The sequence below is a fragment of the Streptomyces sp. NPDC018964 genome (assembly GCF_044390325.1).
Lineage (GTDB): Bacteria > Actinomycetota > Actinomycetes > Streptomycetales > Streptomycetaceae > Streptomyces.
In genome coordinates, this window is sequence record NZ_JBIRYZ010000007.1 from 278384 (window position 1) to 303141 (window position 24758).

A 24758-nucleotide genomic window follows, 5' to 3' on the forward strand; every position below is an offset into this window, starting at 1 on the left:
AGTGTGAATTTTGCGCGAGGGAGTTCATTTCTTGCGTCTTCCGGATTGAAGTTTCCGGCTCGCGCCCCTCTTGTCAATGGCGTGCACACAACGTCCTCGAGGGCCGTGCCGTCCCTCGTGCCGCGTGAGAACGTCAACCGGTGACCGCGCAGAAGAAACGGTCAACCGCGCTCGGCCGTACCATGGCTGGCCACCAGGGGAACCAACGGGCAGAAAGGGGCACCGCCATGTCCGAGAACTCGACCGCGGCCACCGACCTCACGTCGCAGTACTCCGCTCAGGTCGCGGGTGATCTCGAGCGCAACGTCAAGGAGCAGGAGCGGGTCACCGCGGAGATCGCGGCGCTGCAGGAGCGGTTGACCGTGCTTCAGCACGACCACACCCTCCTGGTGAACATGCGGCAGGCGCTGGGCCTCGCCTCGGCGCCCGCCGAGTCCGTGCGTGCGTCTCAGCCGGCGGGCACGCCGGAGGCCGTGGATGCTCCGGCGGCAGTGGATGCTCCGGAGGCCGGCACGGCGCCGGACGGTGCGACCGTGCCGGCGCCGCGCAAGAGGGGCGGGGCCCGGCCTGCGGCCGCGTCGGGCGAGGAGAAGCCGAAGCGGGCGAGGAGGACGGCCGCGCGCACCGCGCCGGGGAAGTCCGCCCCGTCGGGGAAGTCCACGCGCAAGCCGCCCGCCGCGAAGACGGAGAAGCCCAGGACGGAGAAGCCCAAGGAGGAGGCCGAGGAGAAGCCCAGGACGGAGAGGGCCAAGACGGACGGCCCCAAGCTGGTCGAGCTCGTCCGCCGGCACCTGGAGGAGCAGCGCGAGCCCCGCTCGGCGGCGGAGGTCGCCGGCGCGCTCGGGCAGGCCCACCCCGAGCGCGCCGTCAAGACCACGGTCGTGCGCAGCACCCTGGAGGGCCTGGTCGCCCGCAACCAGGCCCAGCGCACCAAGCAGGGTTCGTCGGTCTTCTACACCACGCCCGACAGCACCGGGCGGGCCCCGAAGGCCGGGGAGGGCGCGCGGTCCTGACGTCGCCTCGGCCGTTCACCGCTCCGTGTGGCGCACCTCCACCGGCTCGAAGGCGATCCGGGTACGGGCCGTGCCGCCGGCCCAGACGACCTCGGCCGTCCCGCCGTCCACCCGGACCTCCTCGACGGCCTCCGACAGGGGCGCGGCGTCCGGGTCCGCCGTGAGGGAGGCCAGGGCGATGTGCACGGAGGTGCCCGCGCACCCGCCGGTGAGGCGCGGGACGTGGGCCCAGCGGGTCCAGGCCGTGCCCTGGGGGGCGCGGACCGGGGCGGGGGACGGGTCGTCCCAGCCGTGCAGGCCGTACAGGGCGGAGGTCAGCGGCTCCTCGGGGCCGGTGGCCCAGCCGGTGTGGGTGAGCCGGGTTCCCTCCGGCGCCCCCACGACGCGGTGCACGCGCAGTTCGTGGCGGCCGCGCGCCACCGTCACGCTCTCCACCCGCAGGCCCGGGACCATTGGCGGACCTCCGGCGAACACGGGCCGGTGCCACGAGGCCGCCCAGCCCCAGCCGTCGCCGTGTCCCGCGCCCAGGGGGTGGATGCGGCGGCGCACACTGGGCCGGCCGCCGACCTCCACCGACAGGTGGTTGTCGGCGACGTTGCCGGGTGCGGTGGGGCCGGTGCGGGTGGAGTAGGCCTGGCGCCCGTAGTGCGGGTCGTCCCCGTCCGCCGTCTCGCCCTCGTGCGGGCGCACGTGGTCGCTGCCGTGGTTGTGCAGCCGTACGATCCCGTCGGCGCGGGTCGCCTGGACGAGCAGTCCCGGCGCCGGCAGCGCCAGCACGCGGTCGGACTCCTCCACCGGCGCCGGCTCCTCGCGGGCCGTCCAGAACGCGTGGCCGGCGGGGGCGAGCAGGGCGACGAAGGCCTTCGACGCCCAGTACGGTGACGCCGGGCCGGAGTAGCCCTGCAGACTGGCCTCGTGCGGGCCGTACCAGCCCAGGCTCAGCAGGCCGTCGGCGGTCAGCGCGCCCCGGTCCAGGAAGTGGCGCAGGCCGCCGCTGGCGATGCGCCGGGAGGCGCCCGGGGTCAGCGGGGTGTGGCCGGTGACGGCGCCCAGCGCGACGGCCGCCGAGGCGGCGAAGCGGTACGTCAGCGACCGGCCGAAGTGCAGCGGCGCCCCGTCCGCGCCGGACATCAGGGCGTAGCCCTCCAGGTGGGCGCGCAGCCGTGCGCCGTGGTGGGCCGACGCCTCCTCGTCGCCCGCGAGATGGGCGTCGAGGACCGGGTACAGGTGCAGGGCCCAGCCGTTGTAGTGGTCGAAGGCGCGTCCGTCCCCGTCGGCGTACCAGCCGTCGCCCCGGTACCAGCCCTCCAGCAGGTCCAGTGCCCGCCGCCGGGCCGCCGCCGTCTCGGCGTCGCCTCGTCCGACGGACTCCAGGAACCCGGCGACCGTGTACGGGAAGAGGTACCAGTTGTTGGGTGCCGGGGTGTGCCGCAGTGCGCCCCGCAGCCACTCCTCCGCGCGGTCCTGCACATCGGGGTCGAGCCGCTGCCACAGCCAGGGCGCGGTCAGCCGCAGGCCGAGCGCGACGGACGCCGACTCGACCATGGGCTGGCCCTGCACGTCGTGGTCGAGGATCAGCGGCCAGGACTCGGTGTCGTCACGGCCGGGTGTGCGGGTGCCGGCGGCGAGTCCGCTCGCGTACCGCTCCAGCAGTCCGTGCGGGTCGTCCCCGTCCGCGCCCGCGACGCGGAATGCGGCGGCGAGGAACGTCCTGGAGTAGCCCTCGAGTCCGTCGGAGCGCACTCCCGAGCGGGAGGGGCGTCCCGGCAGGTCCAGCAGCGCGCAGCCGGGGGTGCTCCAGCGCCAGGCCGCCGCGAGGAGCCCGTCGGCCACGGCCTCCCAGTGGGCGCGGGTGTAGCCGGTGCGGGGGCTGAGATCGTGGTCGTCGGCGGGCAGTTCGAAGGGGGTGCTCATGCCAGGAAGGCCAGCCTTTCGCGTCGTACGGGGTGGAGGAAGCCCTCGCCGGAGGTCCAGCGCGCGATCTCGGAGAGGGCGAGATCGGCGAGCCGGCGCCACTCGTTGCCCTGGGAGCCGGCGAGGTGGGGGGTGAGGAGGACGTTGTCGCACTCCCACAACGGGTGCTCGGGCGGCAGGACTTCGGGGTCGGTCACGTCGAGCACGGCGCGGACGCGGCCGGCCAGCGCGGCGCCGGCGAGCGCGTCCTGGTCGACGATCGCGCCGCGCGCGGTGTTGATCAGTACGGCGCCGGGGCGCAGGGAGCCGATCAGTTCGCCGCTGACCAGTCCGCGGGTCTCGGGCAGCAGCGGGGTGTGCACGCTCACGGTGTCGCTGCGCCGGAACAGCTCGGTCAGGCCGACGCGTTCGACGCCGAGCTCCCTCGCCCCGGCCTCGTCGACGAACGGGTCGTACAGCAGCACGTCGACGTCGTGCGGGCGCAGCAGGTCGATGACCCGGCGGCCGATGAGGGAGGCGGACAGGACGCCGACGGTACGGCGGTGGTTGCCGACCGAGCGGGAGGTGCGCAGCCAGTCCGGCCGGGTGCGCGAGGCGCGGTAGTCGCGCGCGCTCTCCAGGACCTGTTTCCCGGTGAGCAGGATCATGGCGAGGGTGTACTCGGCGACCGGGACGGCGTTGGCCGCGGCGGCGGAGGACACCTCGACGCCGCGGTCCCAGCAGGCGTCGGTGACATGGCCGCGTACGCTGCCCGCGGTGTGCACGACGGCTCGCAGCCGGGGCGCCGCCCGCAGCACGTCGGCGTCCAGGGGCGGGCAGCCCCAGCCGGTGACCAGCAGCTCGACGCCTTCGAGCACGGTGCGGGCGCGGGGCGTGGTCAGGTCGTCCAGGACCGGGAGCGGTGCGAGGTCGCACAGCGCGGCGAGGGCCGTGAGCGACTCGTCGTCGAGGACGGCCGAGGCGACGTCCGGGGACATGGCCAGTGCGGCGCGGGGGCGGGGGCCGGGCGTGGGCTCGGTCATGGTGACGGCGGAACTCCTTGTGCGGGCGGGGTCACTTCACGGCGCCGGCGGTCAGGCCGCTGCGCCAGAAGCGCTGGAGCAGGGTGAAGGCGAGGATGAGCGGCAGCACGGCGAGCAGGGACCCCATGATGACGACGGGGTAGTACTCCGGTGAGACGGACGCGGAGCTGTTCCACTGGTAGAGGCCGAGGCTGACGGGATACAGGTCCTGGTCGGACAGCATCACCATGGGCAGGAAGAAGTTGTTCCAGATCGCGGTGAGCTGGAAGAGGAAGACGGTGACCAGGCCGGGGCCGAGCATCCTGAACGCCACCCGGACGTAGGTGGTCAGCTCGCCGGCGCCGTCCACCCGCGCGGCCTCCAGCACCTCGTCGGGCACGTAGCCCCGCGCGAAGACGCGGCCGAGGTAGACGCCGAAGGGGTTGAACAGCACCGGGACGAACACCGCCCAGAAGGTGTTGACCAGGCCGGTTTCGGAGGCCATCAGGTACAGCGGCAGCGCGAGCACCGTCTGCGGCACCATGACCGCCGCCAGGACCAGGCCGAACAGCTTCTCCTTGTGGCGGAAGCGGTACTTGTCGAAGGCGTAGCCGCAGGCGACGCTCACCAGCGCGCCGAGGGCGGCGCCGAGGACCGCGTACAGCAGGCTGTTGACGTACCACCGGCCGTACAGCCCGCCGTCCATGGCGAACAGGTCCTTCAGGTTCCGCAGGAAGGAGAAGTCGCTCAGGGAGAGCAGGTCGCTGCCGAACAGCGCGTCGCGGTTCTTCGTGGCGGCCAGCACCAGCCACAGCACTGGCAGCAGCGTGTAGAGGACGGAGACCGCGACGACCGCGTTGACGGTGGCGCGGCCCAGCAGCCCCGGGCGGAGCGGGGAACTGTCGGTGGCGCTCATCGGGCCTCCTCCGGGGCGTCGGCGCGGCTGGTGAAGCGGGTGACGCCGTAGGACAGGGCGATGGTGCAGACGAGCAGGACGACCGAGGCGGCCGCCGCGAGGCTGTAGTTGTTGCGGGTGAAGGCCGCGTCGTAGATGTACATGCTCGGCGAGAACCGCGAGTTGATCATCGGGGAGGACTGGCTGAGCAGCATGGGCTCGGTGAAGAGCTGGAGCGCCCAGATCAGGGTGAAGATCGCGACCATGACGACGGAGGCGCGCACCAGGGGTGTCTTGACCTGGAGCGCGGTGCGCACCGGTCCCGCGCCGTCCACCACGGAGGCCTCGATCACCTCGCGGGGCACGGCCTGCAGGGCGGCGTAGAAGACCACCATGTTGTAGCCGAGGTTGCTCCACAGGGCGATGTTCACGATGGACGGGATCACCGTGTGGATGCCGAGGAAGTCGATCGTGATGTCGCCCCGGGCGAACAGTTCGATGACCGGGCTGATGCCGGGCGTGTACAGGTACAGCCAGATCAGCGCCGCGATGATGCCGGGCACCGCGTGCGGCAGGAACAGGCCGAGCTGGGCGAAGGCGCGCAGTCGGACCACGCCGGAGTCCAGGAGCAGGGCGAGCGCGAGCGCGCCGGCGACCATGAGCGGGATGTAGATCAGGCAGTACAGGGCGACGGTGCCGAGTCCGCTCAGGAAGGTGGGGTCGGTCAGGACGGCGGCGTAGGAGCGCAGGCCGACGAAGACGGTGCGCTCGGGGCCGAAGCCGAGGCCGGGCTGGTCGTCGCTGTAGAAGCTGAGGTGGACGGCCGTGCCGACGGGGATCAGGAAGACGGTGACCAGCAGGGCGAAGAACGGCGTCATCAGGACGCCCGCGGCGGTCAGTTGACGGCGCCTGGCCGCTCTGCGGGCACGCCGGCCCGACGCGGAGGGGGCCGGGGCGCCGGCGCGGGAGGCGCCGGCCGGCACCCGGGTGCGGGTGGTCGTGGTCATGGGGTGTCACCTGCCTTTCGTCGGCTCAGGTGCTGTGCTGGGTGGTGGACAGGCCCAGGGCCTTGAGGTCGGGCATGGTGCCCTCCTGGGCGGTGCGCAGGGACTCGACGAGGGTGCCCCGGCCGCCGCCGACGCGGGCGAAGGAGTCCTGCATGACCTTCTGCGTCGCGCTCATCCGCGGTCCCCAGAGCCAGTTCCCGCCGATCTTCCCGGCCTCCTGCTCGAACAGGGTGTAGATGTCCTGTCCGCCGTAGTACGACCGGTCGAAGGCGTCCCGGCCCACGGAGACCAGGCCGGGGGCGGCCGGGTACTGGCTGCTGGTGCCGCTGGAGAGGCGGGCGCGCAGGGCGTCGGGGTGGGAGACCTGCCACTCGATGAACTCCATGGCGGCCTCGGGGTGCCGACTGTCCTTGGTGACCGCGAAGGTCGACCCGCCGTGCGTGCCGACGGAGGGGCTACCGGTGTCCCACTGCGGCAGCGGTGCGATCCGCCACTGCCCCTTCTGGCCGGGCCGCGCGTTCATCTGCGCGCCCGCGTCCCAGGCGCCGCTGAGCCGGGTGAGGACCAGGCCGTCGCCGATCTGGGCGTCGGACTGCCGGCTCTCGACGGCGTTCACGAAGACGTCGTCGCGGTCGATGAGCCGCTGCCAGTAGGCGGCGACCTTCCGGGAGGGCGCGTCGGCGAGGGAGACGTTCCAGGCGCCGCGCGAGGTGTCGAACCACCGGGCGCCGGCCTGCCAGGCGTACGCGGCGAACTGGGTCATGCCGTCGGTGGGGAACAGCACCAGCCGCCGGCCAGGGGCTTGGCGGCGGACAGTCGCGGCCTGTTCGGCGAACTCGTCCCAGGTGCGGGCGGCCTTCAGTCCGTACCGGTCGAACAGGTCGGCGCGGTAGTGCATCACCATCGGCTCGACGTCCAGCGGCACGCTGAACACCCGGCCCTCGAAGGTGGTCAGTCCGAGCGCCTGCGGCAGCAGCTTGCGGCGCAGGCGCTCGCCGACCAGGTCGGTGATGTCGCGGGCCACGCCGTCGATGGCGTACCCGGGGACCTGCGGATATTCGATGGTGGCGACGTCGGGCGCGTTGCCGGCCCGGGCGGCGTTGCTGAGTTTGGCGTAGCCGCCCTGCCCGCCGGAGGGGATCTGCTGGAACTCCACCTGGACGGTCCGGTGGGTGCGGTTGAACGCGTCGACCACCTCCTGGCTGCCGCGCAGGGCGGACCAGAAGGTGATGCGCGTGGTGGAGCCCGTGCGCGCCGACGAGGCACCGTTTCCCCCGCTGCAGGCGCTCACGGCTCCTGTCAGCGGTACGGCGGCCGTCGCGGCGAGCACGGAGCGACGGCTGGGTCGTCCGGGCATGGCGCCTCCCGCGGCTCCTGCGTGTCCGGGGACACGGCTGTTCGGGACACGGGAATCCTCAACGCTTCACGGGAAACGGTCAATAGACCGATCAGAAGAAAATGAAACGTTCAAACGCTCATCGCGTTCACGTGTCCATCGCACTCAGCGCTTTCACCGCGTTCATCCGGTGACGCCGGTCCACGCCCGGGTGGATCCGCGTACGCTCAGCGTCGGCAGCAGCTCCGTCCGCCGCACCGGTCCCCCGCCGCCGCGCGGGGTGCCGAGCCGCTGGAGCAGCAGCTCGGCCGCGGCCCGTCCGACCTCGGCCTTGGGCGGGGCGACGGCCGTCAGCGGTGTGGTCCCGAGTCCGGCCACCACGTCGTCGTACGCCACGACCGAGCAGTCCTCCGGCACCCGTACGCCGTTGTCCGCGAGCCGCTGGACGAGCATCAGCGCGTCCACGTCCCCGTGCAGCACCGCCGCCGTGGCCCCCACCTCGCGCAGCAGCGCGGACAGCTCCGCCGTCTCCTGTTCCGTGTACGGCCCGTCCTGGCCGGCCTCCGGGGCGCACAGCGTCCACGCCCACTCCTCCACCAGCGGATGCGCGTCGGCGATGCGGGCGCACGCGGCGCGCAGGGTGCGCGCGGTGGGGCTGTCGTCGCGGGTGGCGAACACGATCCGCCGGTGGCCGAGCCCCACCAGGTGCCGCACGGCGAGGTGGACGCCGTAGGCGTGGTCGGAGCAGACCGAGTCCATCGCGTGCAGCGCGCCGCCCGGCCGGGGGCGCCGCTCCATCAGCACCGCGGGCACGTCCAGCGCGGCGAGCCAGCCGTAGTCGCCCTCCTCGTCGGCCCGGGTGCGCCAGCGCGGGGCGAGCAGCAGGCCCGTGGCGCCGTCCGCGAGGGCCCGTTCCACCAGCGGCCGTTCGGCGCCCGCCACCTGCGGCGCGATGTGCAGGGCGATCCGCTTGCCGGCCGCCTCCAGCACCGAGCGGGCGCCGTGCAGCGACTCGTACAGGTAGCTGTGGCGCTCCGGGACGACGACGGCCACCGTGTCGCCGTCCGGCACCGGGGCCGCCGGCAGGTCCTGGGCGGCGAGGGCGGAGCGCACCACGCCGTGACCGCGCCGCAGCCGGCCCTCCCGGGCCAGCTCCTCCACGTCCCGCCGCACGGTCACCACCGACACCTGGAGTTCGGCGGCGAGGTCGCTCACCCGCGCCGAACCCCGCGACTCGACGGCGGCCAGGATCCGCTGCCTCCTGAGTTCGACCGGCTCCCGCATGAGGCCCCTCCCCGTACCAGGATGTTCGTTTGAACGATACGGGCATCATAACGATCGTCACAGGCGCGGGAGCCCGTCCAGCCGCCCCCCGTCCGGCACGAGGACAGCGGCCCGTCGGCTGTCCGGCCCGCGGGTGCCGCGGGCACTGCCGGGGCGGTGCGGCCGTTCAGCCGAGGGCGGTCACCTCGACGGCGAGGTCGTTGTCGACGGTGTAGTAGGGGCGCCCCGCGGACCCGCCCGCCGTGACCCGCGGGTAGACGAACACCGTCTTGCGGTCCGCCACGTCGTCGAGGAGGCGGCCGACCCTGACGAGCGGCGCGTCGGCGGCGGGACGGAGGAAGACGTCCCAGATCCGGTTGTCGGAGGCCACGAGGTCCTCGCAGGCGATCGTGAAGGCGAAGCCGCCGTCCTCGGCCGGCCGTACCGGGACGCCGTGCAGGGTGTCCTTGGTGCCCCGCAACCGCAGCACCGCCCGGGCCCCTTCGGAGAGTTCGGCTCCGTGAAGACGGGCGCGGACCGTCACCGTCCCGTCGGTGATCTCCACGGGGCCCGCCTCCGCGTGGGCGGTGCGCAGCCAGGTCCGTATCGCGAGGAAGCCGTCCTTGGTGGTGTACGGCACCCGGACGGCCACCGGTGAGGGCCACCGGCGCGAGCCGCCGTCGACGAGCGCCCGCAGGTCCCGCGGGCCGGGGCGCAGCCGTTCCCGTGCGGCGTCCGGACCGGGCAGCAGATACGTGTCCCAGCGGCCCTCCGCGAGCCGGGGCAGCGTCTCCAGCACGGCCCGGAACTCGCCGTCGCCGCCGTGGGGTTCGAGGTCGAGGGTGTGGGTCGTCTCCTCGGGCCGGCCCTTCCTGGGGCGCAGCACCAGCAGCAGCCGGGGGTGCGTGGTCGCCGGTGGCCGCAGGCGGAAGGTGATCCGGCCGTCGGCGTCGACGGAACAGTGGGTGCGCGGGGCCGTGTTCATCGGCGTCCCTTCCGTACGGTGCGCAGCGCGTTCGACGCGGCGGCGCGGGCGAGGTCGCGGGCGGCGTGGCCCCGGCTGACGAGGGTGTGCTGTCTTCCGCCGTGCTCCGCCGTGTCGCGCCGTCCGCCGCCGCGAGCCTCGATCGCGTCCTGGAAGAGGCGCTCGGCGTGGGCGACGACCGGGCCGGGGGCGAACCGGTGCGCGTTGGCCACGGCCGCCTCACCCATGCGGCGGCGGCGCTCGTCGTCGCGTACCAGGTCGAGGAGGGCGGCGGCGAAGGCCGCGCTGTCCCCGACCGGCACCAGCCGGCCGTCCTCGCCGTCCTTGATGATCTCGCCGGGCCCGTAGGGGCAGTCGGTGCTGACGAAGGGCAGTCCGCAGCGCATCGCCTCGACGAGGGTCATGCCGAACGGCTCGAAGTTCGAGGCGGCCACGCCGATCGAGCCCTTGACCCACTCGGCCTCCATGGGGATCGCCGCGCCCATCAGGAAGACGTTGTTCCACAGGCCGAGGCTCTCGATCAGGGCGCGCAGCCGGTCCTGTTCCTCGCCCTTGCCGTAGATGCGCAGCTGCCAGTCGGGGTGTTCGGCGGCCACCCGGGCGAACGCCTCGATGATCAGGTCGAACCGCTTGACGGGGACCAGCCGGCCGGCCGCCACCACGACCTTGGCGGTGCCGTCGGCGATGGGGAGCGTGGGGTCGGGGACGCTGTTGGGGAGGGCCTCCACCCGTACGCCGGGCAGCCGCATCTTGCGCCGGTAGGAGCCGGCGTCGGCCTCCGTGACGGTGGTGAGCACGTCGAGCCGACGGTAGGCGCGGCGCAGCGCGGTGCGCAGCGCGGGCGGATGGTTGTCGAGGGTGAGGTGCTCCTGGCCGACGCGTACGACGTGCTCCGGGGCCTGGAGGGCGAGGTGCACGTTGAGTCCCGGCCGGGTGCCGACGACGACGTCGGCGTCGATGTCCGCCAGGCACTCGGCGATCCGCTGGTCCGTCAGTTCGCTGTACTGGTGGTGGCGGTACTCGGCGGCGGGGAACACCTTGGCGGGTCTGCCGTGCAGCGGGTGGCCCTTCTCCTTCCGCAGATCCACCAGCGCCCGCAGCCGTACCCCGGGGTGCGGGGTGAGGTTGGGGTGCTCCCGGTGCCGCAACACCGAGACGATCTCCACGTCGTGCCGTTCGGCCAGTGCGGCCGCCAGGTTGAACGTGGTGGTGATCGTGCCTCCGATCCCGTAGGCGTTGTGGATCAGAAAAGAGATCTTCATAGCGGTCTAGACCGCAGGAGACGTTCAGGAGTTGTCTGGTGTTATCAGTTTGTTGCTTCGATGATCATTGTTGTTGAACTGCCGGATTCCCGCGCTGGATACGCATGCCGGGCCGGCGGCGGTGGACGGTGAGGTAGGTCAGTCCCTCGGGGCCGGCGGTGAGGCTTCGGGTGGACCCGTGCGGGAGCCAGGTCAGCGCGCCGGCGGAAAGGGCGCGGGGGCCGTCGGGGGCGGTGAGGGTGCCGTGGCCGGCGAGGACCAGCAGGAGGACGTCGAGGTCGGGCTCGCGGTGGGTGTCGACCCCGCGCCCGGGCGGGATGCGGACGACGTTGGCGTCGAGTTGGCGGCCCGGCTCGGCGAGCCGCCACAGGGCGCCGGCGGACGCGTCGTCGAGGGCGGCCAGGGCGGCCGTGTCGCACAGGATCCGCGGGAGCGGACCGTCCTCGTCAAGAACGCCGCCGCTTTCTGAGGTCATGGGGTGTCACCGTCCCTGGTGCGTGGACGCGGCGGCCGTCCGCGGCCGCCTCTCACCCGCGAACCTAGCAGGCGGATCCGGCCGGTTCCGGTCACGGTCCGTCGTCCACCGCCCACCCGAGCGGGTACGGCTGCGGTTCGCCGGCGGGGGGCTCGCCGCCGGCCTCGTTGAACGCGGTGAGGGCGCCGACCAGCGCCGCCCGCTGCGGTGGGGCCAGCCGCTCGACGATCGCGGCGATCTCGGCGCGGCGCCGCGCGGTGACGTCCTCGACCGTGCGCCGGCCCTCGCCGGTGAGCCGCAGCAGGGTCTCCCGGCGGTTGGCGGGGTTGGTCTGCCGGTCGGCGAGGCCGGCCGCGATCAGCCGGTCGACCATGCGCATCGCGGTGGACGGGGCGACGTGGAGCAGGTCGGCGAGCGTGACCAGCTTGGTGGCGCCGCGGGTGGAGAGCACCATCAGCATCCGGAACTGCGGCAGCGTCACCCGGTCCTCGACCGCGGCGAGGGAGCGCGCGGACACCGCCACCAGCAGCCGCGAGGCGGTCAGTACCGCGCGGGTGACCGCCTCGACGTCGTCCCTGGCCCCGTCGGGGGGTTCGTCCCGATGCATGTGTCCTTTGTACCTCGCGGTGCTCACCGGCCGTTCACCCGGTGGACGCGGGTTCCTCGTCCTGGTGGCGGTGGTAGCGCAGGAGGAGCATCGCGGCGTCGTCTCCGGGCGGTCCTCCCGCGTGCTGGACCAGATCCTCGCGCAGGGCCTCCAGGGCGTGGTGCGCGTCGGGTTCCTTCAGCAGGTGCGCGCGCTCGCCCAGCGGGTAGAAGCGCCCGTCCCGGTCGCGGGCCTCGGTGACGCCGTCGGTGTAGAGCAGCAGTTGCTCGCCCGGGGAGAACGCCACCCGGTAGGGCTCCGGTCCCCCGGCGCCGTGCGCGGACAGGCCCAGCGGCAGCGCGAACGACGGCGGCTCCGGGAAGTCGGTGCCGCCGTCGAGGCGCAGCAGCATCGGGGCCGGATGACCGTAGTTGAGGAGGACGACCTCCTGGCCGGTGCCGATCTCCGCGAGGATCGCGGTGACGAACCGCTCGTCCTCCAGTTCCCGGGCCACGCTGCGCTCCACCCGCTCGCCCAGCTTGACGAGGTCCGGCTCGTCGTAGGCGGCCTCCCGGAAGGCGCCGAGGACCACGGCGGCCGTCTCCACGGCGGCCAGGCCCTTGCCCTGCACGTCGCCGAGGATGACCCGGACGCCGTGCGGCGAGGCCACCACCTCGTAGAGGTCACCGCCGATCCGCGCCTCGGCGACGGCGGACGTGTAGGACACGGCCGCCTGCACGGGGCCGACGGTCAGCGGCACCGGCCGCAGCAGCACCCGCTGGGCGACCTCGGCGATCGACCGCATGCCGGCCAGTTCCGCCTCCCGGCGCGAGCGCATCACCGCGGCGGTGACACCGACGCCGGTGACCCCGGCGACCGACGCCATGGCGGTGTAACCGCGGCGCGCCGGGAACAGCTCGTTGTACAGGCCCAGCCCGGCACAGAGCAGCAGTGCCAGGACGCCGATCACCGCCGTGCGGCGCCAGCCTCCGACCAGGCCCGCGAAGGCGGGCCCCAGCGACACCAGGGGAAGCAGTCCGACTCCCGGACCGGCCACCACGTCGACGACCGCGATCACCGCCATCACCACGAACGGCATCCAGGCCAGCGCGGACGGCGCCCACCGGCCCGATGGCGGTTTCTCGTCGGTCATGTCCTGCTCCAGCGGTGTCGAGGGCACTCGAGAGCCGCCCGGTTCCTCCGCAGACGCCCCTCCCTCATCTTTAGACTATGCAAAGGTCGGCTGCTCCGTGCTCCTCCCGGGCGGACCTTTATCCGATCGAGTCCGCATCCGGACCGCACCGTCTCAGCCATGTGTTCGGTTCCGCGGGCCGCTGTTCCTACGTTTTTGCGCTGTGCAATGATCCTGGCGGGATCCTCGAAAGGAATGAACGGACGTGACCGCGCAGAGGCCGGACGACGGCGGGACGCCGGAGGAGCGGGACGGTGCGCCGGCGCTGCCCGAGGACGTCTGGCAGCGGTTCCTCACCGACAACGAGCGCGCCATCCGGGCCACCGCGCCCAGGGAGCCCTCCGCGCTGCAGCGGACACGGCCGCACACCGGCGGCGGCGTGCCGCGGGAGGACGCCGGCGTCGAGGCGGTCGGTGATCTGTGGCAGCCCGACGACCCGTGGGACGGACCGTCCTGGCGGGAGATGGACGGGCGCGCCAGGCTGCGCCGCGCCGGCCGCGTGGTGGGCACCGCCGCCGCGATCGCCCTGGCGTTGGGCGCCTGGTCGCAGCTGTCCACCGGTGCGGGCACGCCGGACGGGAAGCCCGGCGGCACCGTTCTGCAGCAGTCGGAGGAACTGCCGGCGGAGCTGCCCACGGCGACGTCCCGGTCGCCGGAACCCGCCTCCCCGGCCCCGTCCGCCCCCGGCGTGCGGACCGGCTGACGCGCCCCGGCCACCGAGGCGGGTGACCGGGGCGTGCCCGTCCGGGGTGCGGCTCAGTCGCCCAGTGCGGCGAGGACCACGGCCTTGGCCTCCTCCTGTACGCGGCGGAGGTGCTCGGGGCCCTGGAACGACTCGGCGTAGATCTTGTACACGTCTTCGGTGCCGGAGGGCCGGGCGGCGAACCAGGCACTGTCCGTGGTCACCTTGATGCCCCCGATGGACGCGCCGTTGCCCGGCGCCTCGGTGAGCACCGAGGTGACCGCCTCCCCGGCCAGCGTGTCCGCGGTGACCTGGGCGGGGGACAGCCTCGCCAGGCGGGCCTTCTCCTCACGGGTCGCCGGGGCGTCGATCCGCTCGTAGGCGGGCTCGCCGAAGCGGGAGGTGAGCGCGGCGTAGTGCGCGGAGGGCGTCTTCCCGGTGACGGCCGTGATCTCGGAGGCGAGCAGCGCCAGGATGATGCCGTCCTTGTCGGTGGTCCACACCGAGCCGTCCCGGCGCAGGAAGGAGGCCCCGGCCGACTCCTCACCGCCGAAGCCGAGGGTGCCGCCGGCCAGTCCGTCCACGAACCACTTGAAACCGACGGGCACCTCGACGAGTTCGCGCTTCAGGTCGGCGGCGACCCGGTCGATCATCGCGGAGGAGACCAGGGTCTTGCCGACGCCGGCGTCGGACGGCCACCGCTCGCGGTGCGCGTAGAGGTAGCCGATTGCCGTGGCGAGGTAGTGGTTGGGGTTCATCAGCCCGGCGTCCGGGGTGACGATGCCGTGCCGGTCGGCGTCGGCGTCGTTGCCGGTGGCGATGTCGAAGCGGTCGCGCTGCCCGATGAGGGACGCCATCGCGTGCGGCGAGGAGCAGTCCATCCGGATCTTCCCGTCCCAGTCCAGCGTCATGAACCGCCAGGTCGGGTCGGTGAGCGGGTTGACCACGGTGAGGTCGAGCCGGTGCTGTTCGGCGATCCGGCCCCAATACGCGACGGACGCCCCGCCCAGCGGGTCGGCGCCGATGCGTACGCCGGCCGCGCGGATCGCGTCCAGGTCCAGCACGCTGGGCAGGTCCGCGACATAGGTGCCGAGGAAGTCGTACCGGCCGGTGCCGGGGGCGGTCAGGGCGCGGGCGTACGAGATGCGGCGGACGTCCTTGAGGCCGCCGCGGATGATGTCGTTGGCGCGGTCCTGGATCCAGCCGGTGGCGTCCGAACCCGCGGGGCCGCCGCTGGGCGGGTTGTACTTGAACCCGCCGTCGGCGGGCGGGTTGTGGGACGGGGTGACGACGACGCCGTCCGCGAGGCCCGTGGCGCGGCCCCGGTTGTGGGTGAGGATCGCGTGCGAGACGGCCGGGGTCGGGGTGTAGCCGTCGGCGCTGTCGATGAGCACCGTGACCCCGTTGGCCGCGAACACCTCCAGGGCGGTGACCCGGGCGGGCTCGGACAGCGCGTGGGTGTCGGCGCCGAGGAAGAGCGGCCCGTCGGTACCCTGGCCGGCACGGTACTCGCAGATGGCCTGGCTGGTCGCGGCGATGTGGTCCTCGTTGAACGCGGCCGTCAGGGACGAACCGCGGTGCCCCGACGTCCCGAAGGCGACGCGCTGCCCCGGATCGTCGGGGTCGGGGCGCAGTGCGTAGTACGCCGTGACCAGCCGAGCGACGTCGACGAGATCCTCCGGGCCGGCCGGGCCGCCCGCTCGCTCGTGCTGCATGTGCCCACTCCTCCGCATGGGTTGATTCTTCGCTTGCGGAGACATCTTTCCTCTTCGGGGCCGCACCGCGCGAGTGGGACCCGGCTCCGCGCCGTCCCGCCCCGCCGCCCCGGTGTCAGATCCGGCCGCCGGTCAGCCGGGTGAGGGGGCCGTGGGTGTGGCGTTCGGCGCGCCGGCCCACCGCGTAGGAGGCGGCGGTCAGCGCGGTCAGGCCGGCCGCGGCACCGGCGGCGACGAGCCTGCGGTTGGCCATCACCGTCCAGGCGGTCCTGGCGCCGGTGGCGACCTGGCCCGAGGTGGCGACGACCGCGCGGCGGCCCGCCTCGACGCCCTTGGCCGCGGTCTGCGCGGCGCCGCTCGCCGCCCGGGCCGCGCGCCCGGCGCCCGCCGCGACCGTCGACGCCGCGTCACCGGCCTTGCCGGCGGCGGGGGCGGTCGCCTTGCCCGCGGTCTCCCTGGCCTTGTCCGCGGCCTCCCGTGTCTTGGTCGCGGCGGACCGGGCGGACGTGGTCTTCTGCTGCGTGTTCTTGTTCTGTTCGCTCATGGACACCGACTTGCCGCTGGCTCCCGCGGCAAACACGTCGCATGGGGCGGGCGGCTATCCGGCCGGGGCCGGTATCCGTTCCAGCACACCGCCGGCGAACACGTCGTACAGCGGCAGCGTTTCGAGGTGGACGTAGCCGATGTGGCAGTCGCAAGTGGTGAGGGGGCAGGGGCGGGGGCGCAGCGCCTCGCGGTAGCTGCCGTCGTAGAGGTTGCCGAGTTCGGCACGGACGAAGTGGCAGCGGCGGACCGTGCCCTCGCCGTCGACCGAGATCACGGACTCCCCCGTGCGGCAGGGCAGGCCCGCGCTGGCGTGGGGGCGGCGGCTGTAGGGGAAGAGGGGGTCCAGCGCGGTCCACACGCCGGCCTCGGTGTCGTCGTAGGTGTGTCCCTCGGCGGCGTTGACCCACAGGTACACCTTCTCGGGCAGCTCGGCGCGCAGCCGCCGGGCCGCCTCCAGGTGCTCGGGCAGTCCGACGACGCCGACGCTGAACCGGACGCCGAGCCGGTCCAGTTCGCGGCACTTGGCCAGGAAGCGGTCGTAGGGGGTCTGGCCCGGGTGGTACGTGCACCACAGGGCGAGGGTGTCCAGGTCGGCGCCGGCGAGCCAGTCGGTGCGGCAGCTGAGGTTGGTCTGGATGGCGACGCGGCGGATGTGGGGGTGGTGGGAGAGCCGGGTCAGGGTGTCGCGGTACCAGGAGCGGACCAGGCCCTCGCCCCAGGGGGTGAAGAGCAGGGAGAGCCGGTCGGTGGTCTGCGCCTCGGCCCAGTCGGCGAACCTCTCCAGACAGGCGCGGTCGGTACGGAGTTGCTCGCGGCTGTCGCGCCGCTTGGCGAACGGGCAGTAGGGGCAGTCGTAGTCGCAGGAGGCCAGCGGGCCCCGGTAGAGGAGGGTCAGGTCCATCGGGCGGGTCTCACTTCCGCTCGTAGGCGGCCATGGCGGCCCGTACGGCCGGGGAGAACAGTTCCGGGCCGATGGCGTCGGAGTGGGCCAGGCCCTCGGGGGTCAGGCGCAGCAGCGCGGTGTTCTGCGTCAGCCAGCCGCGGCCGGCGAAGCGGGCGAGTTCCTCCGGGAAGTCGTCCGCCGGGGTGCGGCCGTCGAACCGGGCGCGGTAGCCGGCGAGGTCGAGGCCGTCCGCCTGGAGCAGGGACTGCAGCAGATGCCTGCGGCGCGCCTCGTCGGTGTCGATGCGGCGGCCGTACTCGGCGTGGGCGAAGTCGGCGGCCGGGCGGGAGACGTAGTCGTCGACGATGCCGCGGATCTCGTGCATGCCGACGGCGTAGTCGAAGGAGTAGTGCAGGCCCGCGGTGTAGGAGCGGGCGCCGCAGCCGAGTCCGATCATGCCGTCGGTCTGGCAGGCGTAGTCGTCCGCGCCCTGCGGCGGGGCGTCCGCGCGGCGGAACATGCGCATGGACCGCTGCTCGTAGCCGTGGGCGAGGAGGTGGTCGCGGCCCAGGCGGTACAGGCGCAGCCGTTGTCCGTCCCAGGCCGGGTCCGCCTCGCCGGCGCGGCGGCCGAGGCCGGTGAGGGGGCGTATGTAGAGGGGGTAGAGGTAGAGCTCCTCGGGGTGCCAGGCGAGGGCCGCGTCCAGGGAGCGCAGCCAGGTGTGCTCCGTCTGGCCGTCGATGCCGTAGATGAGGTCGATGTTGAGGACGGGGATCCGGGCGTCGCGGACGCGGCCGAGGGCGGCTTCGACGTCGGCGCGGCGCTGGGGGCGTACGGCGGCGCGGGCCTCGGTGTCGTCGAAGCTCTGCACGCCCAGGCTGAGGCGGGTGGTGCCGCGGGCGGCCAGTACCTCCAGCCGGTCGGCGGTGGCCGTGGCGGGCGAGGCCTCCACGGACAGCGGGACCGCGCGCAGGTCGGCGCCCATGCGGTGTTCCGCGATGTCGCACAGCCGCTCGAGTTCGGCGGCGGTGAGGAAGGTGGGGGTGCCGCCGCCGAAGGCCGCGGTGGCGAACCGTACGGGTGCCCCCTCCCCCAGGGCCTCGCGCACCGCCGTCGCCTGCCGTTCCAGGGCGTCCAGGTAGGCGCCGGTCAGGCCGTCGGGGGCGCCGATGCGGGTGAACAGGTTGCAGAAGCCGCAGCGGACCTCGCAGAACGGGATGTGCAGGTAGAGGGAGAGGGCGTCCTTGGGTTCGCCGGCCCAGAGGGTGTCGAGGCGGGGGCGGTCGGTGAGCCGCCGGTAGGCGGTCTTGTGCGGGTAGGCGTAGACGTAGCTCTGGTACGGGCTCGCGGGTGTGGCGGTGCCGGTCGTCCGGGCGGGCGTGGCGGTGGTCATCGGGCGGCCTCAGCGGGGGTGTGGTCCAGGAAGAAGTGGGCGTAGGGCACGGTCCACACGGACTCGTGGCCGATGCGGTGGCCGGTGTAGCCGTCGTCGCCGTAGGCGGTGCCGTGGTCGGAGCAGACGACGGCGAAGCAGCGGCGCCGGCTGCTCGCGGCGGCGAACAGCCGGCCGATGTGGCGGTCCACGTACTCCAGGGCGGCGGCGTGGGTGGCGCGGGTGTCGCCGTCCTCGCGGGTCGCGCCCGGCCGGTGGAACCAGTTGGGCTGGTGCAGTGCCGCGACGTTGACGAAGAGGAACAGGCGCCGTTCGTGAGGGAGTTCGCGGACGACGTGTTCTGCGCGGGCCACCTGGGCCTCGAACGACGTGGGCGAGGCGACGCCGAACTCCGGCTCCCAGTGCGACTCCTGGAACAGGCCGGGCAGCACCGAGCCGAGCGGGCCCCGCTTGTTGAAGAAGCCGGTCCCGCCGACGCACACCGTGCGGTAGCCCTCCGCCGCGAGGCCGGAGACCAGGTCGGGCGTGTCGTACACGAAGGTGCGCCCGGCCGTGGTCTCGCTGCCGGCGAAGCGGGCGGCGAACAGGCGTGGATGCGGACCGGGTGCGGCGGGTGTCGGCAGGAATCCGGCGAATATCGCCTGGTGGGAGGCGTAGGTGAAGCTGCCGGGGGCGTGCCGCCGCTCCCAGCGGCCGCCGGGCAGGTGGCGGGCCAGGTTCGGGATGCGTCCCTCGGCGGCGAGTTCGGCGGCGACGTCGTGGCGGAGGGTGTCGAGGGTGACGAGGAGGATGTCGTGGCTGCCGACGATCTCGTTCATGTCCGGGTCGTGATCCGGTGCGGCGGCCCCGCGGGGGTCGGGCACGGGCGTCGGTTCAGGCGCTGACATGGGTGGTTCCCGTTCTGTACTGGTGGTGCGGGTGGGACGGGCCGGTGGTGCGGCGCAGGACCGCCGCGACCTGGGCCGCGTAGGTGTCGAGGCCCTCCGCCCCGCTGCCCTGCAGTCCGGTGAGGCGGGGCAGCAGGTCGCCGAAGGCGTTGACCTCGCCGACGGCGAACCGGCGCCAGCCGACGGCCGGGAGCAGGTCGACGCCGACGCACAGGGTGCGCGGGAAGCAGGCCGCCGCGCGCTCGCACACGGCGAGGACGTCCGCCCACCGGCCGCCGGCCGCCCCGACGGCGTCGCGCACCGCGTCGAGGTCGCCGCGGGTGCCGCCGAGGTGGAGGTTGGTCAGGGGGGAGGTGCTGGTGCGCACGACGGCGTGGGTGGCGCGGCCGGCCACCACCACGACCCGCAGATCGGCGGCGCGGCCCCGCTGGGAGGCCTTGGGCAGCCAGCGCTCCAGGTGGAGGCCGTCGGGGGCGAGGGCGTCCACGACGGCGGCGATGTCCTGCTCCCGCTCGTAGCGGCGCACCGTCAGGGAGTTGAACAGCCTGCCGTTCCCGGTGAGTTCGACGGAGGTGGTGGCCCTGACGCGTCCGCTGCCCGACGCCTCGACGGCGAGCACCCCGGAGGCCGAGGAGCCGTGCGCGAGCTTGACGAAGAGCCTCGGCATGCGGTGCTCGCGCATGACGGTGCGTACGTCGTCCCAGCCGGTCACCCGTACGGCGTCCGGGCCGGAGGTGGGTGACCCGGGCACGGGGACGCCCGCCGCGTCGAGGACGGCGTGGCAGCGCCGTTTGTCGAACAGGACGGCCAGTTCGTCCACGTCGTCGAGGCGGACCCCGCCCCGCAGTCCTCGGACGGCGCCGGTGAACCGCTCGTACCAGCGTGCCGAGCCCTCCACGCGGGTGGGGTCGTCGACTCCCCTCAGCAACCGGTCGACCTCGGGATCCTCACCGGGCGAATCGAGCCGGACGGTCTCGTCGGCCGCGAAGTCGGCTCCGCCCTCGCGCAGCACCCGCTCCCAGGGCACGACGCGCGGTGCGGGCAGTCCGGCGGCGCGGGCGGCGTCGGTGAAGAGGGCCGTCCTGCGGTTCTCGGGGTTGCCCACGACGGCGAGGCGCACGGGTGCGCCGGCCCGCCCCGGGTCACTCCCCGACCGCGACATACCGGTCCTCCGGGCGGTGGGCCCTGCGGTGGGCGGGGGTGAGGCCGAGGGCCGGGATGTGCGGCCCCAGTGCTTCGCGGACCCGGCGGGTCATCTCCTCGCTCATGAAGTGGTGCCCGAGGTCGAGCGCCCGCAGATGGGTCAGCGGCTGCCCCGAGAGCAGCGCGGCTCCCCCGTCGTCGCTGAGCGTGCCCATGCTCAGGTCGAGGGAGTCCAGACCCGCGACCACGGGCGCGGCGGCCACGGCGGCGGCGATCTCGTCCTGGATGTCGCTGTCGCACAGGCCCAGGTGGCGCAGCGCCCGGCCGCGGCCCAGCATGTCCAGGAGCGCCCGTACGTCGTCGGCGGTGCAGTCGCCGCCGTACCAGGTGGTGCCCAGCCACAGCTCCAGGTGCTGGAGGGCGGGGAGGTCGCAGGCGGCGAGGCCGCGTACCGGCTCGGGCGGCAGCCCGCCGGACTCGACGCGCAATGTGCGCAGTTCGGCGTGGCGCAGCGGCTCGATCACCAGGTTCTCGGCGCCGCGCAGACCCAGTTCACGCAGGCCGGGCCAGGCGTGCAGCACCCGGCCGATGTCGCCCTGTTTGATCCAGGAGATCTCCGATTCCTCGGACTCCACGTCCCCGAGGAAGACCGCCCGCAGCCGGGGCAGCCGGTGCGCGTCGGCGGTGATCAGGTCCAGGACGGGACCGATGCCGTGCTCGTCCCACTCCTGCCACCAGGGGCCGACGACCAGGGCCACGACCTCGTCGGTGCGGACCCGGTCCATGAAGGAGCTCCACCGCTCCTCGAACGGGACGTCCCAGTCGGCAGCGAGCCGCCAGGCGACGGAGGCGGGCGGGGGCAGCCCCGGGCCGGGAGCCGGCTCTCCCTCGGGTCCGTCGACGTGGTGCACGGGCAGGCCGTGGAAGTGCTTCAGGTGGGAGGGGTAGTAGCCCATGCGGGTGCTCACTCCCCCACGGAGACGAAGCGCTCGTCCTCGTCCTCGTCCTCGTCCGCGTCCGCGTCGTCCGGGTCGAGGTCCACCTCGACCCCCGCCGCTTCCAGTGTGTGCTGTATGCGCTGCCGGACGGGCTCGCTCAGGTAGTTGTGGTGCAGGTCCAGCTTCTTGAGGTGGGTGAGCGGCTGGCCGCCGAGGAGGGCGGTGGCGCCGTCGTCACCGAGGGTGCCCATGGACAGGTCGAGCACCTCCAGCCGGGCGACGACCGGCGCGGACGCCATGGCGGCGGCGATCTCGTCCTGGATGTCGCTGTTGCGCAGGGCCAGGTGCCGCAGCCGGGGCAGCCGGTCGCCGGAGAGGATCGGCTCCAGGTCGGCGACCTCGGTGTCGGCGCCGTACCAGGAGGTGCCGAGCCACAGGTCGAGGTGTTCCAGCGCGGGCAGCTCACTGGCCCCGGCACCGCGGACGACGTCCACCGGGAGACCGCCGGTCTCCACGACCAGTTTCCGCAGCTTGTCGTGGCGCAGGGCGGTGAACGCCAGGTCCTTGCCCCCGCGCACACCGAACTCCTCCAGGTCCGGGAAGGCCGCCGGCAGGGGTGTCACGTCGGTCTGGGTGATCCAGGAGATCTCGCACTCCTCGAAGTGCATGTCCCCGAGGAACAGCGCCCGCAGGCCGGGCATCCGGTCACGCGCCGCCACCAGCGCCTCGACGATACCGGCGGAGCTCCTCTCGTACGCGTCCTCCCAGGCGCCGACGATCAGGGCGCGGACCCGGGTGGTGTCGACCGCGGAGCGGAAACGGGCGAAGGCCTCGGTCCACTGCTCCTCGGCGTCGTAGGAGTCGACGGTGATCCGCCAGGCCACGGCCTCGGGTCCGGGCAGCTCACTCGGTGTCTCACCGGGCCCGGGAAAGGTGAAGGCGGGAAGGCCGTACAGCTCCTCGAGGTGGCCACCGATGGTCATACGGGCTGCTCCTGTCGTGCGACGCGGGAAGGAAGGCGGTGCGTGGGCGAGGCCGTCACGGGGCACGGGGTGCGGGCCCTTCGGCGGTGCGTGCAGCAGTTCTACCAACAGGGACTGACAACGCCCGGCGGAGGGTCCGGTGACGGTCCGTTGTCAGTGCCGGCTCCTACTGTCCGTACATGGACTCCGGAGCAGGGTGCGCCGGAGTGGAGGGGAGAGTCATGTACCGGCAGGGAGACGTGCTGATCGTGCCCGTCGCGAAGGAGGCGGTGCCGGCCCACGTCCCGGACGCGCCCAAGGAGCCGCGTGACGCCAGGGGCCGGCTGGTGCTGGCGCTGGGGGAGGTCACCGGACACGCGCACGCGGTGCTCGGGAAGGGCGAACTCGTCCGTGAGCCGGGCCCGTTCGGTCCGTTCCTGCTGCACCTGCCCGAGGGCGGCCGGGTCGTCCACGAGGAACACGCGGCGATAGCCCTGCCGAAGGGCTGGTTCCGGGTGATCCGGCAGCGGGAGTACGTCCCCGGCTCGGTGCGGCTGGTGGCGGACTGACGGACACCGGAAACCGTACGGAACACCACATCACGGCAGGGAACAGGGGACGTTGACGATGACGATCGCGCAGGAGAGCGGGACGGCGGCCGTGGCGGAGGGCTTCGCGGAGGAGACGGCGCGCTGGCGCGCGTGGGCCGCGGCCACCGGGCCCGCCGACCGGGCGGCGGCGGAGGAGGGCGTCCGGCTGGCCTACCGCAGCGCCGGGCTGGCCGAGCCGGAGCGCGTGATCTGGGCCGGGTCGCCGCGCGAGGGCGTGACGCTGGTCCGGGAGGGGACGGGCTTCGGGGCGAGCGTGCGCGAGGCGGTGCGCAATGAACCGTGGGCGGCCGAACGCGCCCGGCTGTACGAGGAGTCGGGCGCCGCGGGCTGGTCCCGGCGCTGGTCCCGGACCGGCGGCACCCTGTGGGACACCACGCAGGCGCTGGTCGACCGGATCCGCACCGGAGTGCTCGACGAGCTCGCCCCCGGGGACTCCGCCGCGCGCACGGAGATACGGCTGGTCCTGCTGGATGCCCTGCTCGGTCAGCACGACGCGCCGTGGCTGGCGGCCCTGCACACCGGGGGGTCCGCGCTCGCCGGGCCGGCGCTGGTGTGCCGCAGCGCCGGCTGGTGGTGGCCGTTCGAGAAGGTGGCGGTGGTGTGCGAGCGTCCCGTCGCCCTGCACCGGGACGAGGCCGGCCGGCTCGACCACGGCGACGGCCCGGCGCTGGAGTTCCCCGACGGGTTCGCCCTGTGCGCCTGGCGCGGCATGCCGGTGACGCGCGACTTCCTGGACGAGCTGCGCACCCTCACCCCGGAGCGGATCCGGCAGGAGGAGAACGCCGAACTGCGGCGGGTGATGCTCGAGTACTACGGCTACGACCGTTATCTCGCCGACTCGGGGGCACGCCCCCTGCACCGGGACGGCACGGGCACGCTCTGGCGCGTCGAACTGGACGGCGACGAGCCGGTCGTCATGGTCGAGGTCCTCAACTCCACGCCCGAACCGGACGGCACCCACCGCACGTACTGGCTCCGTGTGCCGCCGACGACCCGGACGGCCCGGGAGGGGGTGGCGTGGACGTTCGGCCTCGGAGCCGAGGCGTACGAGCCGCTGGAGGAGACGTGAGCCCGTCCGGCCGTCCGAGGGCTGACCTCGCCCGCAGGGGGTAGGCGGAGAACAGCAAGGACGAACCGGACCCGCGGAAGGGAGCACCCATGCCGAGCATGGTGGAGCGCATCAAACAGTTCGCCAGGAGCCCTCAGGGGCGACGCACGGCCGAGCAGGTGCGGCGGGCGGCTGCCGACCCCCGGCGCCGGGCCCAGGCACAGCGTCTGCTGGGCCGGCTCCGCGGCGGCCACCGCTGAGCCGTTCCTCTTTTTTCCGCTTCCGCGCGGTCCGGCACGTCCCCGTCCGGGCCGCGTGGCGACGACCTGGAAGGATCTGATGGACGAGTCGTCGGTCCGGACGGTGGGCTGGGCGCGCTCACTGCCGATGGACCACGAGGTGAAGGCGGCCCGCGAGTGGGCACGCGAGCACCTCGTCGCGCTGGGCTGGGACACGGCCGCCCCCGAGACGGCGGACGACGTACTGCTGACCGTTTCGGAACTGGTCACCAACGCGCACGTCCACGCCCGCAGCAGCGCGCAGCTGGTCATGTCGTGGGACGGCCGTTGTCTGCACATCTCGGTGCACGACAGGTCCGCCACTCTGCCGACGCCCCGCGGACCGAGCGCCGAACGCGTCGGCGGACGCGGCATGCTGCTGGTCGACGCCCTGGCCGACACCTGGGAGGCCCGCCCCTGCCCCCACGGCAAGACCGTCACGGCCTGCTTCCGGCTGCCGGAGGGCACGGGGCACTGACCCGACCCGTGCGCGGGGGGCGACAGGCCCCGGGACCGGCCGGTCCGCCCGGCAAGGAACTCCGCACGGTGACCGCCGTCCTCCCCGGCCCCACCGTCGCCGCGGTGCCCGACCCGTACCGAGCACGGCGAACGGCCGCACGCGCCGCTGTGGACCGCGGGCCCCGGCCGGCGGATGACCGGCGCGGTACCGGGCGGGGGCGGGCCAAGAGCAGGGGTGAGAGTCCCGCCTCGAGGTACATGGCTGCCCGGCGGGCAGGTCGTCG

General features: G+C 73.7%; 25 protein-coding genes. 6 read left to right on the top strand and 19 right to left on the bottom strand.

The features are described 5' to 3' along the window. Nucleotides 1-227 precede the first annotated feature (227 nt). Nucleotides 228-1013, top strand: a complete 786-nt coding sequence (locus ACH5AO_RS14710; protein WP_398924618.1) for a hypothetical protein — start codon at nt 228-230, stop codon at nt 1011-1013. 15 nt (nt 1014-1028) lie between these two features. Here ACH5AO_RS14710 and ACH5AO_RS14715 read toward each other — a convergent pair whose 3' ends face one another. The 11 genes from ACH5AO_RS14715 to ACH5AO_RS14765 all read right to left on the bottom strand — a co-directional run bounded on the left by ACH5AO_RS14715 (nt 1029) and on the right by ACH5AO_RS14765 (nt 12890). After that, nucleotides 1029-2927, bottom strand: coding sequence for a DUF2264 domain-containing protein (locus ACH5AO_RS14715; RefSeq protein WP_398924619.1), 1899 nt, complete (start codon nt 2925-2927; stop codon nt 1029-1031). Continuing rightward, on the bottom strand, nt 2924-3949 hold the full coding sequence (locus ACH5AO_RS14720) for a hydroxyacid dehydrogenase (RefSeq protein WP_398924620.1): 1026 nt from the start codon (nt 3947-3949) through the stop codon (nt 2924-2926). Before ACH5AO_RS14720 ends, ACH5AO_RS14715 begins: the two co-directional genes overlap by 4 nt. Nucleotides 3950-3980: 31 nt before the next feature. Continuing rightward, complete coding sequence (locus ACH5AO_RS14725; RefSeq protein ID WP_398924621.1) at nt 3981-4844, bottom strand: carbohydrate ABC transporter permease; 864 nt, start codon at nt 4842-4844, stop codon at nt 3981-3983. After that, on the bottom strand, nt 4841-5830 hold the full coding sequence (locus ACH5AO_RS14730; protein WP_398924623.1) for a carbohydrate ABC transporter permease: 990 nt from the start codon (nt 5828-5830) through the stop codon (nt 4841-4843). The genes ACH5AO_RS14725 and ACH5AO_RS14730 overlap by 4 nt, the downstream gene beginning before the upstream one ends. Nucleotides 5831-5855: 25 nt before the next feature. Then, entirely contained in the window at nt 5856-7187 is a 1332-nt protein-coding gene (locus ACH5AO_RS14735) for an ABC transporter substrate-binding protein (protein WP_398924624.1), read from the bottom strand. A gap of 162 nt (nt 7188-7349) precedes the next feature. Next, the gene (locus ACH5AO_RS14740; protein WP_398924625.1) at nt 7350-8450 is read right to left on the bottom strand and encodes a substrate-binding domain-containing protein; all 1101 of its coding nucleotides are present in this window, start codon (nt 8448-8450) and stop codon (nt 7350-7352) included. 166 nt (nt 8451-8616) lie between these two features. Beyond that, nucleotides 8617-9414 carry a transferase gene (locus ACH5AO_RS14745; RefSeq protein ID WP_398924626.1) on the bottom strand — a complete coding sequence of 266 codons (798 nt, stop codon included), beginning with the start codon at nt 9412-9414 and terminating at the stop codon, nt 8617-8619. Continuing rightward, entirely contained in the window at nt 9411-10676 is a 1266-nt protein-coding gene (locus tag ACH5AO_RS14750) for a glycosyltransferase family 4 protein (protein WP_398924627.1), read from the bottom strand. The genes ACH5AO_RS14745 and ACH5AO_RS14750 overlap by 4 nt, the downstream gene beginning before the upstream one ends. A 64-nt stretch (nt 10677-10740) precedes the next feature. Next, on the bottom strand, nt 10741-11151 hold the full coding sequence (locus tag ACH5AO_RS14755) for a hypothetical protein (protein WP_398924628.1): 411 nt from the start codon (nt 11149-11151) through the stop codon (nt 10741-10743). Nucleotides 11152-11242: 91 nt separating this feature from the next. Then, on the bottom strand, nt 11243-11758 hold the full coding sequence (locus ACH5AO_RS14760) for a MarR family winged helix-turn-helix transcriptional regulator (RefSeq protein WP_398924629.1): 516 nt from the start codon (nt 11756-11758) through the stop codon (nt 11243-11245). Nucleotides 11759-11792: 34 nt separating this feature from the next. Continuing rightward, nucleotides 11793-12890 (bottom strand): PP2C family protein-serine/threonine phosphatase, encoded by a 1098-nt coding sequence (locus ACH5AO_RS14765; RefSeq protein ID WP_398924630.1) that lies wholly within the window; start codon nt 12888-12890, stop codon nt 11793-11795. 244 nt (nt 12891-13134) lie between these two features. On the opposite strand from ACH5AO_RS14765, the gene ACH5AO_RS14770 reads away from it, so the two are divergent. Next, on the top strand, nt 13135-13632 hold the full coding sequence (locus ACH5AO_RS14770) for a hypothetical protein (RefSeq protein ID WP_398924631.1): 498 nt from the start codon (nt 13135-13137) through the stop codon (nt 13630-13632). A gap of 53 nt (nt 13633-13685) precedes the next feature. Here ACH5AO_RS14770 and pgm read toward each other — a convergent pair whose 3' ends face one another. The 8 genes from pgm to ACH5AO_RS14810 all read right to left on the bottom strand — a co-directional run bounded on the left by pgm (nt 13686) and on the right by ACH5AO_RS14810 (nt 22099). Continuing rightward, complete coding sequence (pgm, locus tag ACH5AO_RS14775) at nt 13686-15326, bottom strand: phosphoglucomutase (alpha-D-glucose-1,6-bisphosphate-dependent) (protein ID WP_398924632.1); 1641 nt, start codon at nt 15324-15326, stop codon at nt 13686-13688. Nucleotides 15327-15441: 115 nt separating this feature from the next. Further along, the gene (locus ACH5AO_RS14780) at nt 15442-15870 is read right to left on the bottom strand and encodes a hypothetical protein (RefSeq protein ID WP_398924633.1); all 429 of its coding nucleotides are present in this window, start codon (nt 15868-15870) and stop codon (nt 15442-15444) included. Nucleotides 15871-15924: 54 nt separating this feature from the next. Next, on the bottom strand, nt 15925-16773 hold the full coding sequence (locus ACH5AO_RS14785) for an STM4011 family radical SAM protein (protein WP_398924634.1): 849 nt from the start codon (nt 16771-16773) through the stop codon (nt 15925-15927). 10 nt (nt 16774-16783) lie between these two features. After that, entirely contained in the window at nt 16784-18148 is a 1365-nt protein-coding gene (locus ACH5AO_RS14790) for an STM4012 family radical SAM protein (protein WP_398924635.1), read from the bottom strand. Beyond that, on the bottom strand, nt 18145-18966 hold the full coding sequence (locus ACH5AO_RS14795) for an STM4013/SEN3800 family hydrolase (protein ID WP_398924636.1): 822 nt from the start codon (nt 18964-18966) through the stop codon (nt 18145-18147). The genes ACH5AO_RS14790 and ACH5AO_RS14795 overlap by 4 nt, the downstream gene beginning before the upstream one ends. A gap of 55 nt (nt 18967-19021) precedes the next feature. Beyond that, nucleotides 19022-20197, bottom strand: coding sequence for an STM4014 family protein (locus ACH5AO_RS14800; RefSeq protein WP_398924637.1), 1176 nt, complete (start codon nt 20195-20197; stop codon nt 19022-19024). Beyond that, nucleotides 20178-21134: an STM4015 family protein gene (locus ACH5AO_RS14805; protein ID WP_398924726.1), complete on the bottom strand. Its 957-nt coding sequence runs from the start codon at nt 21132-21134 to the stop codon at nt 20178-20180. The genes ACH5AO_RS14800 and ACH5AO_RS14805 overlap by 20 nt, the downstream gene beginning before the upstream one ends. Before the next feature lie 8 nt (nt 21135-21142). Then, entirely contained in the window at nt 21143-22099 is a 957-nt protein-coding gene (locus ACH5AO_RS14810) for an STM4015 family protein (RefSeq protein WP_398924638.1), read from the bottom strand. 221 nt (nt 22100-22320) lie between these two features. On the opposite strand from ACH5AO_RS14810, the gene ACH5AO_RS14815 reads away from it, so the two are divergent. The 4 genes from ACH5AO_RS14815 to ACH5AO_RS14830 all read left to right on the top strand — a co-directional run bounded on the left by ACH5AO_RS14815 (nt 22321) and on the right by ACH5AO_RS14830 (nt 24493). Beyond that, nucleotides 22321-22647: a hypothetical protein gene (locus ACH5AO_RS14815; protein ID WP_398924639.1), complete on the top strand. Its 327-nt coding sequence runs from the start codon at nt 22321-22323 to the stop codon at nt 22645-22647. 58 nt (nt 22648-22705) lie between these two features. Then, on the top strand, nt 22706-23758 hold the full coding sequence (locus tag ACH5AO_RS14820; protein ID WP_398924640.1) for a DUF6745 domain-containing protein: 1053 nt from the start codon (nt 22706-22708) through the stop codon (nt 23756-23758). 89 nt (nt 23759-23847) lie between these two features. Beyond that, entirely contained in the window at nt 23848-23997 is a 150-nt protein-coding gene (locus tag ACH5AO_RS14825; RefSeq protein ID WP_179167355.1) for a hypothetical protein, read from the top strand. A 79-nt stretch (nt 23998-24076) separates the two neighbouring features. Continuing rightward, on the top strand, nt 24077-24493 hold the full coding sequence (locus ACH5AO_RS14830; protein ID WP_030866689.1) for an ATP-binding protein: 417 nt from the start codon (nt 24077-24079) through the stop codon (nt 24491-24493). Nucleotides 24494-24758: the final 265 nt, after the last annotated feature.

Excerpts from the sequence above, each read along its gene's own strand:
- ACH5AO_RS14710 (WP_398924618.1), top strand. The coding sequence starts at position 228 with ATGTCCGAGAACTCGACCGCGGCCACCGACCTCACGTCGCAGTACTCC.
- ACH5AO_RS14715 (WP_398924619.1), bottom strand. The coding sequence starts at position 2,927 with ATGAGCACCCCCTTCGAACTGCCCGCCGACGACCACGATCTCAGCCCC.
- ACH5AO_RS14720 (WP_398924620.1), bottom strand. The coding sequence starts at position 3,949 with ATGACCGAGCCCACGCCCGGCCCCCGCCCCCGCGCCGCACTGGCCATG.
- ACH5AO_RS14725 (WP_398924621.1), bottom strand. The coding sequence starts at position 4,844 with ATGAGCGCCACCGACAGTTCCCCGCTCCGCCCGGGGCTGCTGGGCCGC.
- ACH5AO_RS14730 (WP_398924623.1), bottom strand. The coding sequence starts at position 5,830 with ATGACCACGACCACCCGCACCCGGGTGCCGGCCGGCGCCTCCCGCGCC.
- ACH5AO_RS14735 (WP_398924624.1), bottom strand. The coding sequence starts at position 7,187 with ATGCCCGGACGACCCAGCCGTCGCTCCGTGCTCGCCGCGACGGCCGCC.
- ACH5AO_RS14740 (WP_398924625.1), bottom strand. The coding sequence starts at position 8,450 with ATGCGGGAGCCGGTCGAACTCAGGAGGCAGCGGATCCTGGCCGCCGTC.
- ACH5AO_RS14745 (WP_398924626.1), bottom strand. The coding sequence starts at position 9,414 with ATGAACACGGCCCCGCGCACCCACTGTTCCGTCGACGCCGACGGCCGG.
- ACH5AO_RS14750 (WP_398924627.1), bottom strand. The coding sequence starts at position 10,676 with ATGAAGATCTCTTTTCTGATCCACAACGCCTACGGGATCGGAGGCACG.
- ACH5AO_RS14755 (WP_398924628.1), bottom strand. The coding sequence starts at position 11,151 with ATGACCTCAGAAAGCGGCGGCGTTCTTGACGAGGACGGTCCGCTCCCG.
- ACH5AO_RS14760 (WP_398924629.1), bottom strand. The coding sequence starts at position 11,758 with ATGCATCGGGACGAACCCCCCGACGGGGCCAGGGACGACGTCGAGGCG.
- ACH5AO_RS14765 (WP_398924630.1), bottom strand. The coding sequence starts at position 12,890 with ATGACCGACGAGAAACCGCCATCGGGCCGGTGGGCGCCGTCCGCGCTG.
- pgm (WP_398924632.1), bottom strand. The coding sequence starts at position 15,326 with ATGCAGCACGAGCGAGCGGGCGGCCCGGCCGGCCCGGAGGATCTCGTC.
- ACH5AO_RS14780 (WP_398924633.1), bottom strand. The coding sequence starts at position 15,870 with ATGAGCGAACAGAACAAGAACACGCAGCAGAAGACCACGTCCGCCCGG.
- ACH5AO_RS14785 (WP_398924634.1), bottom strand. The coding sequence starts at position 16,773 with ATGGACCTGACCCTCCTCTACCGGGGCCCGCTGGCCTCCTGCGACTAC.
- ACH5AO_RS14790 (WP_398924635.1), bottom strand. The coding sequence starts at position 18,148 with ATGACCACCGCCACGCCCGCCCGGACGACCGGCACCGCCACACCCGCG.
- ACH5AO_RS14795 (WP_398924636.1), bottom strand. The coding sequence starts at position 18,966 with ATGAACGAGATCGTCGGCAGCCACGACATCCTCCTCGTCACCCTCGAC.
- ACH5AO_RS14800 (WP_398924637.1), bottom strand. The coding sequence starts at position 20,197 with ATGTCGCGGTCGGGGAGTGACCCGGGGCGGGCCGGCGCACCCGTGCGC.
- ACH5AO_RS14805 (WP_398924726.1), bottom strand. The coding sequence starts at position 21,134 with ATGGGCTACTACCCCTCCCACCTGAAGCACTTCCACGGCCTGCCCGTG.
- ACH5AO_RS14810 (WP_398924638.1), bottom strand. The coding sequence starts at position 22,099 with ATGACCATCGGTGGCCACCTCGAGGAGCTGTACGGCCTTCCCGCCTTC.
- ACH5AO_RS14815 (WP_398924639.1), top strand. The coding sequence starts at position 22,321 with ATGTACCGGCAGGGAGACGTGCTGATCGTGCCCGTCGCGAAGGAGGCG.
- ACH5AO_RS14820 (WP_398924640.1), top strand. The coding sequence starts at position 22,706 with ATGACGATCGCGCAGGAGAGCGGGACGGCGGCCGTGGCGGAGGGCTTC.
- ACH5AO_RS14825 (WP_179167355.1), top strand. The coding sequence starts at position 23,848 with ATGCCGAGCATGGTGGAGCGCATCAAACAGTTCGCCAGGAGCCCTCAG.
- ACH5AO_RS14830 (WP_030866689.1), top strand. The coding sequence starts at position 24,077 with ATGGACGAGTCGTCGGTCCGGACGGTGGGCTGGGCGCGCTCACTGCCG.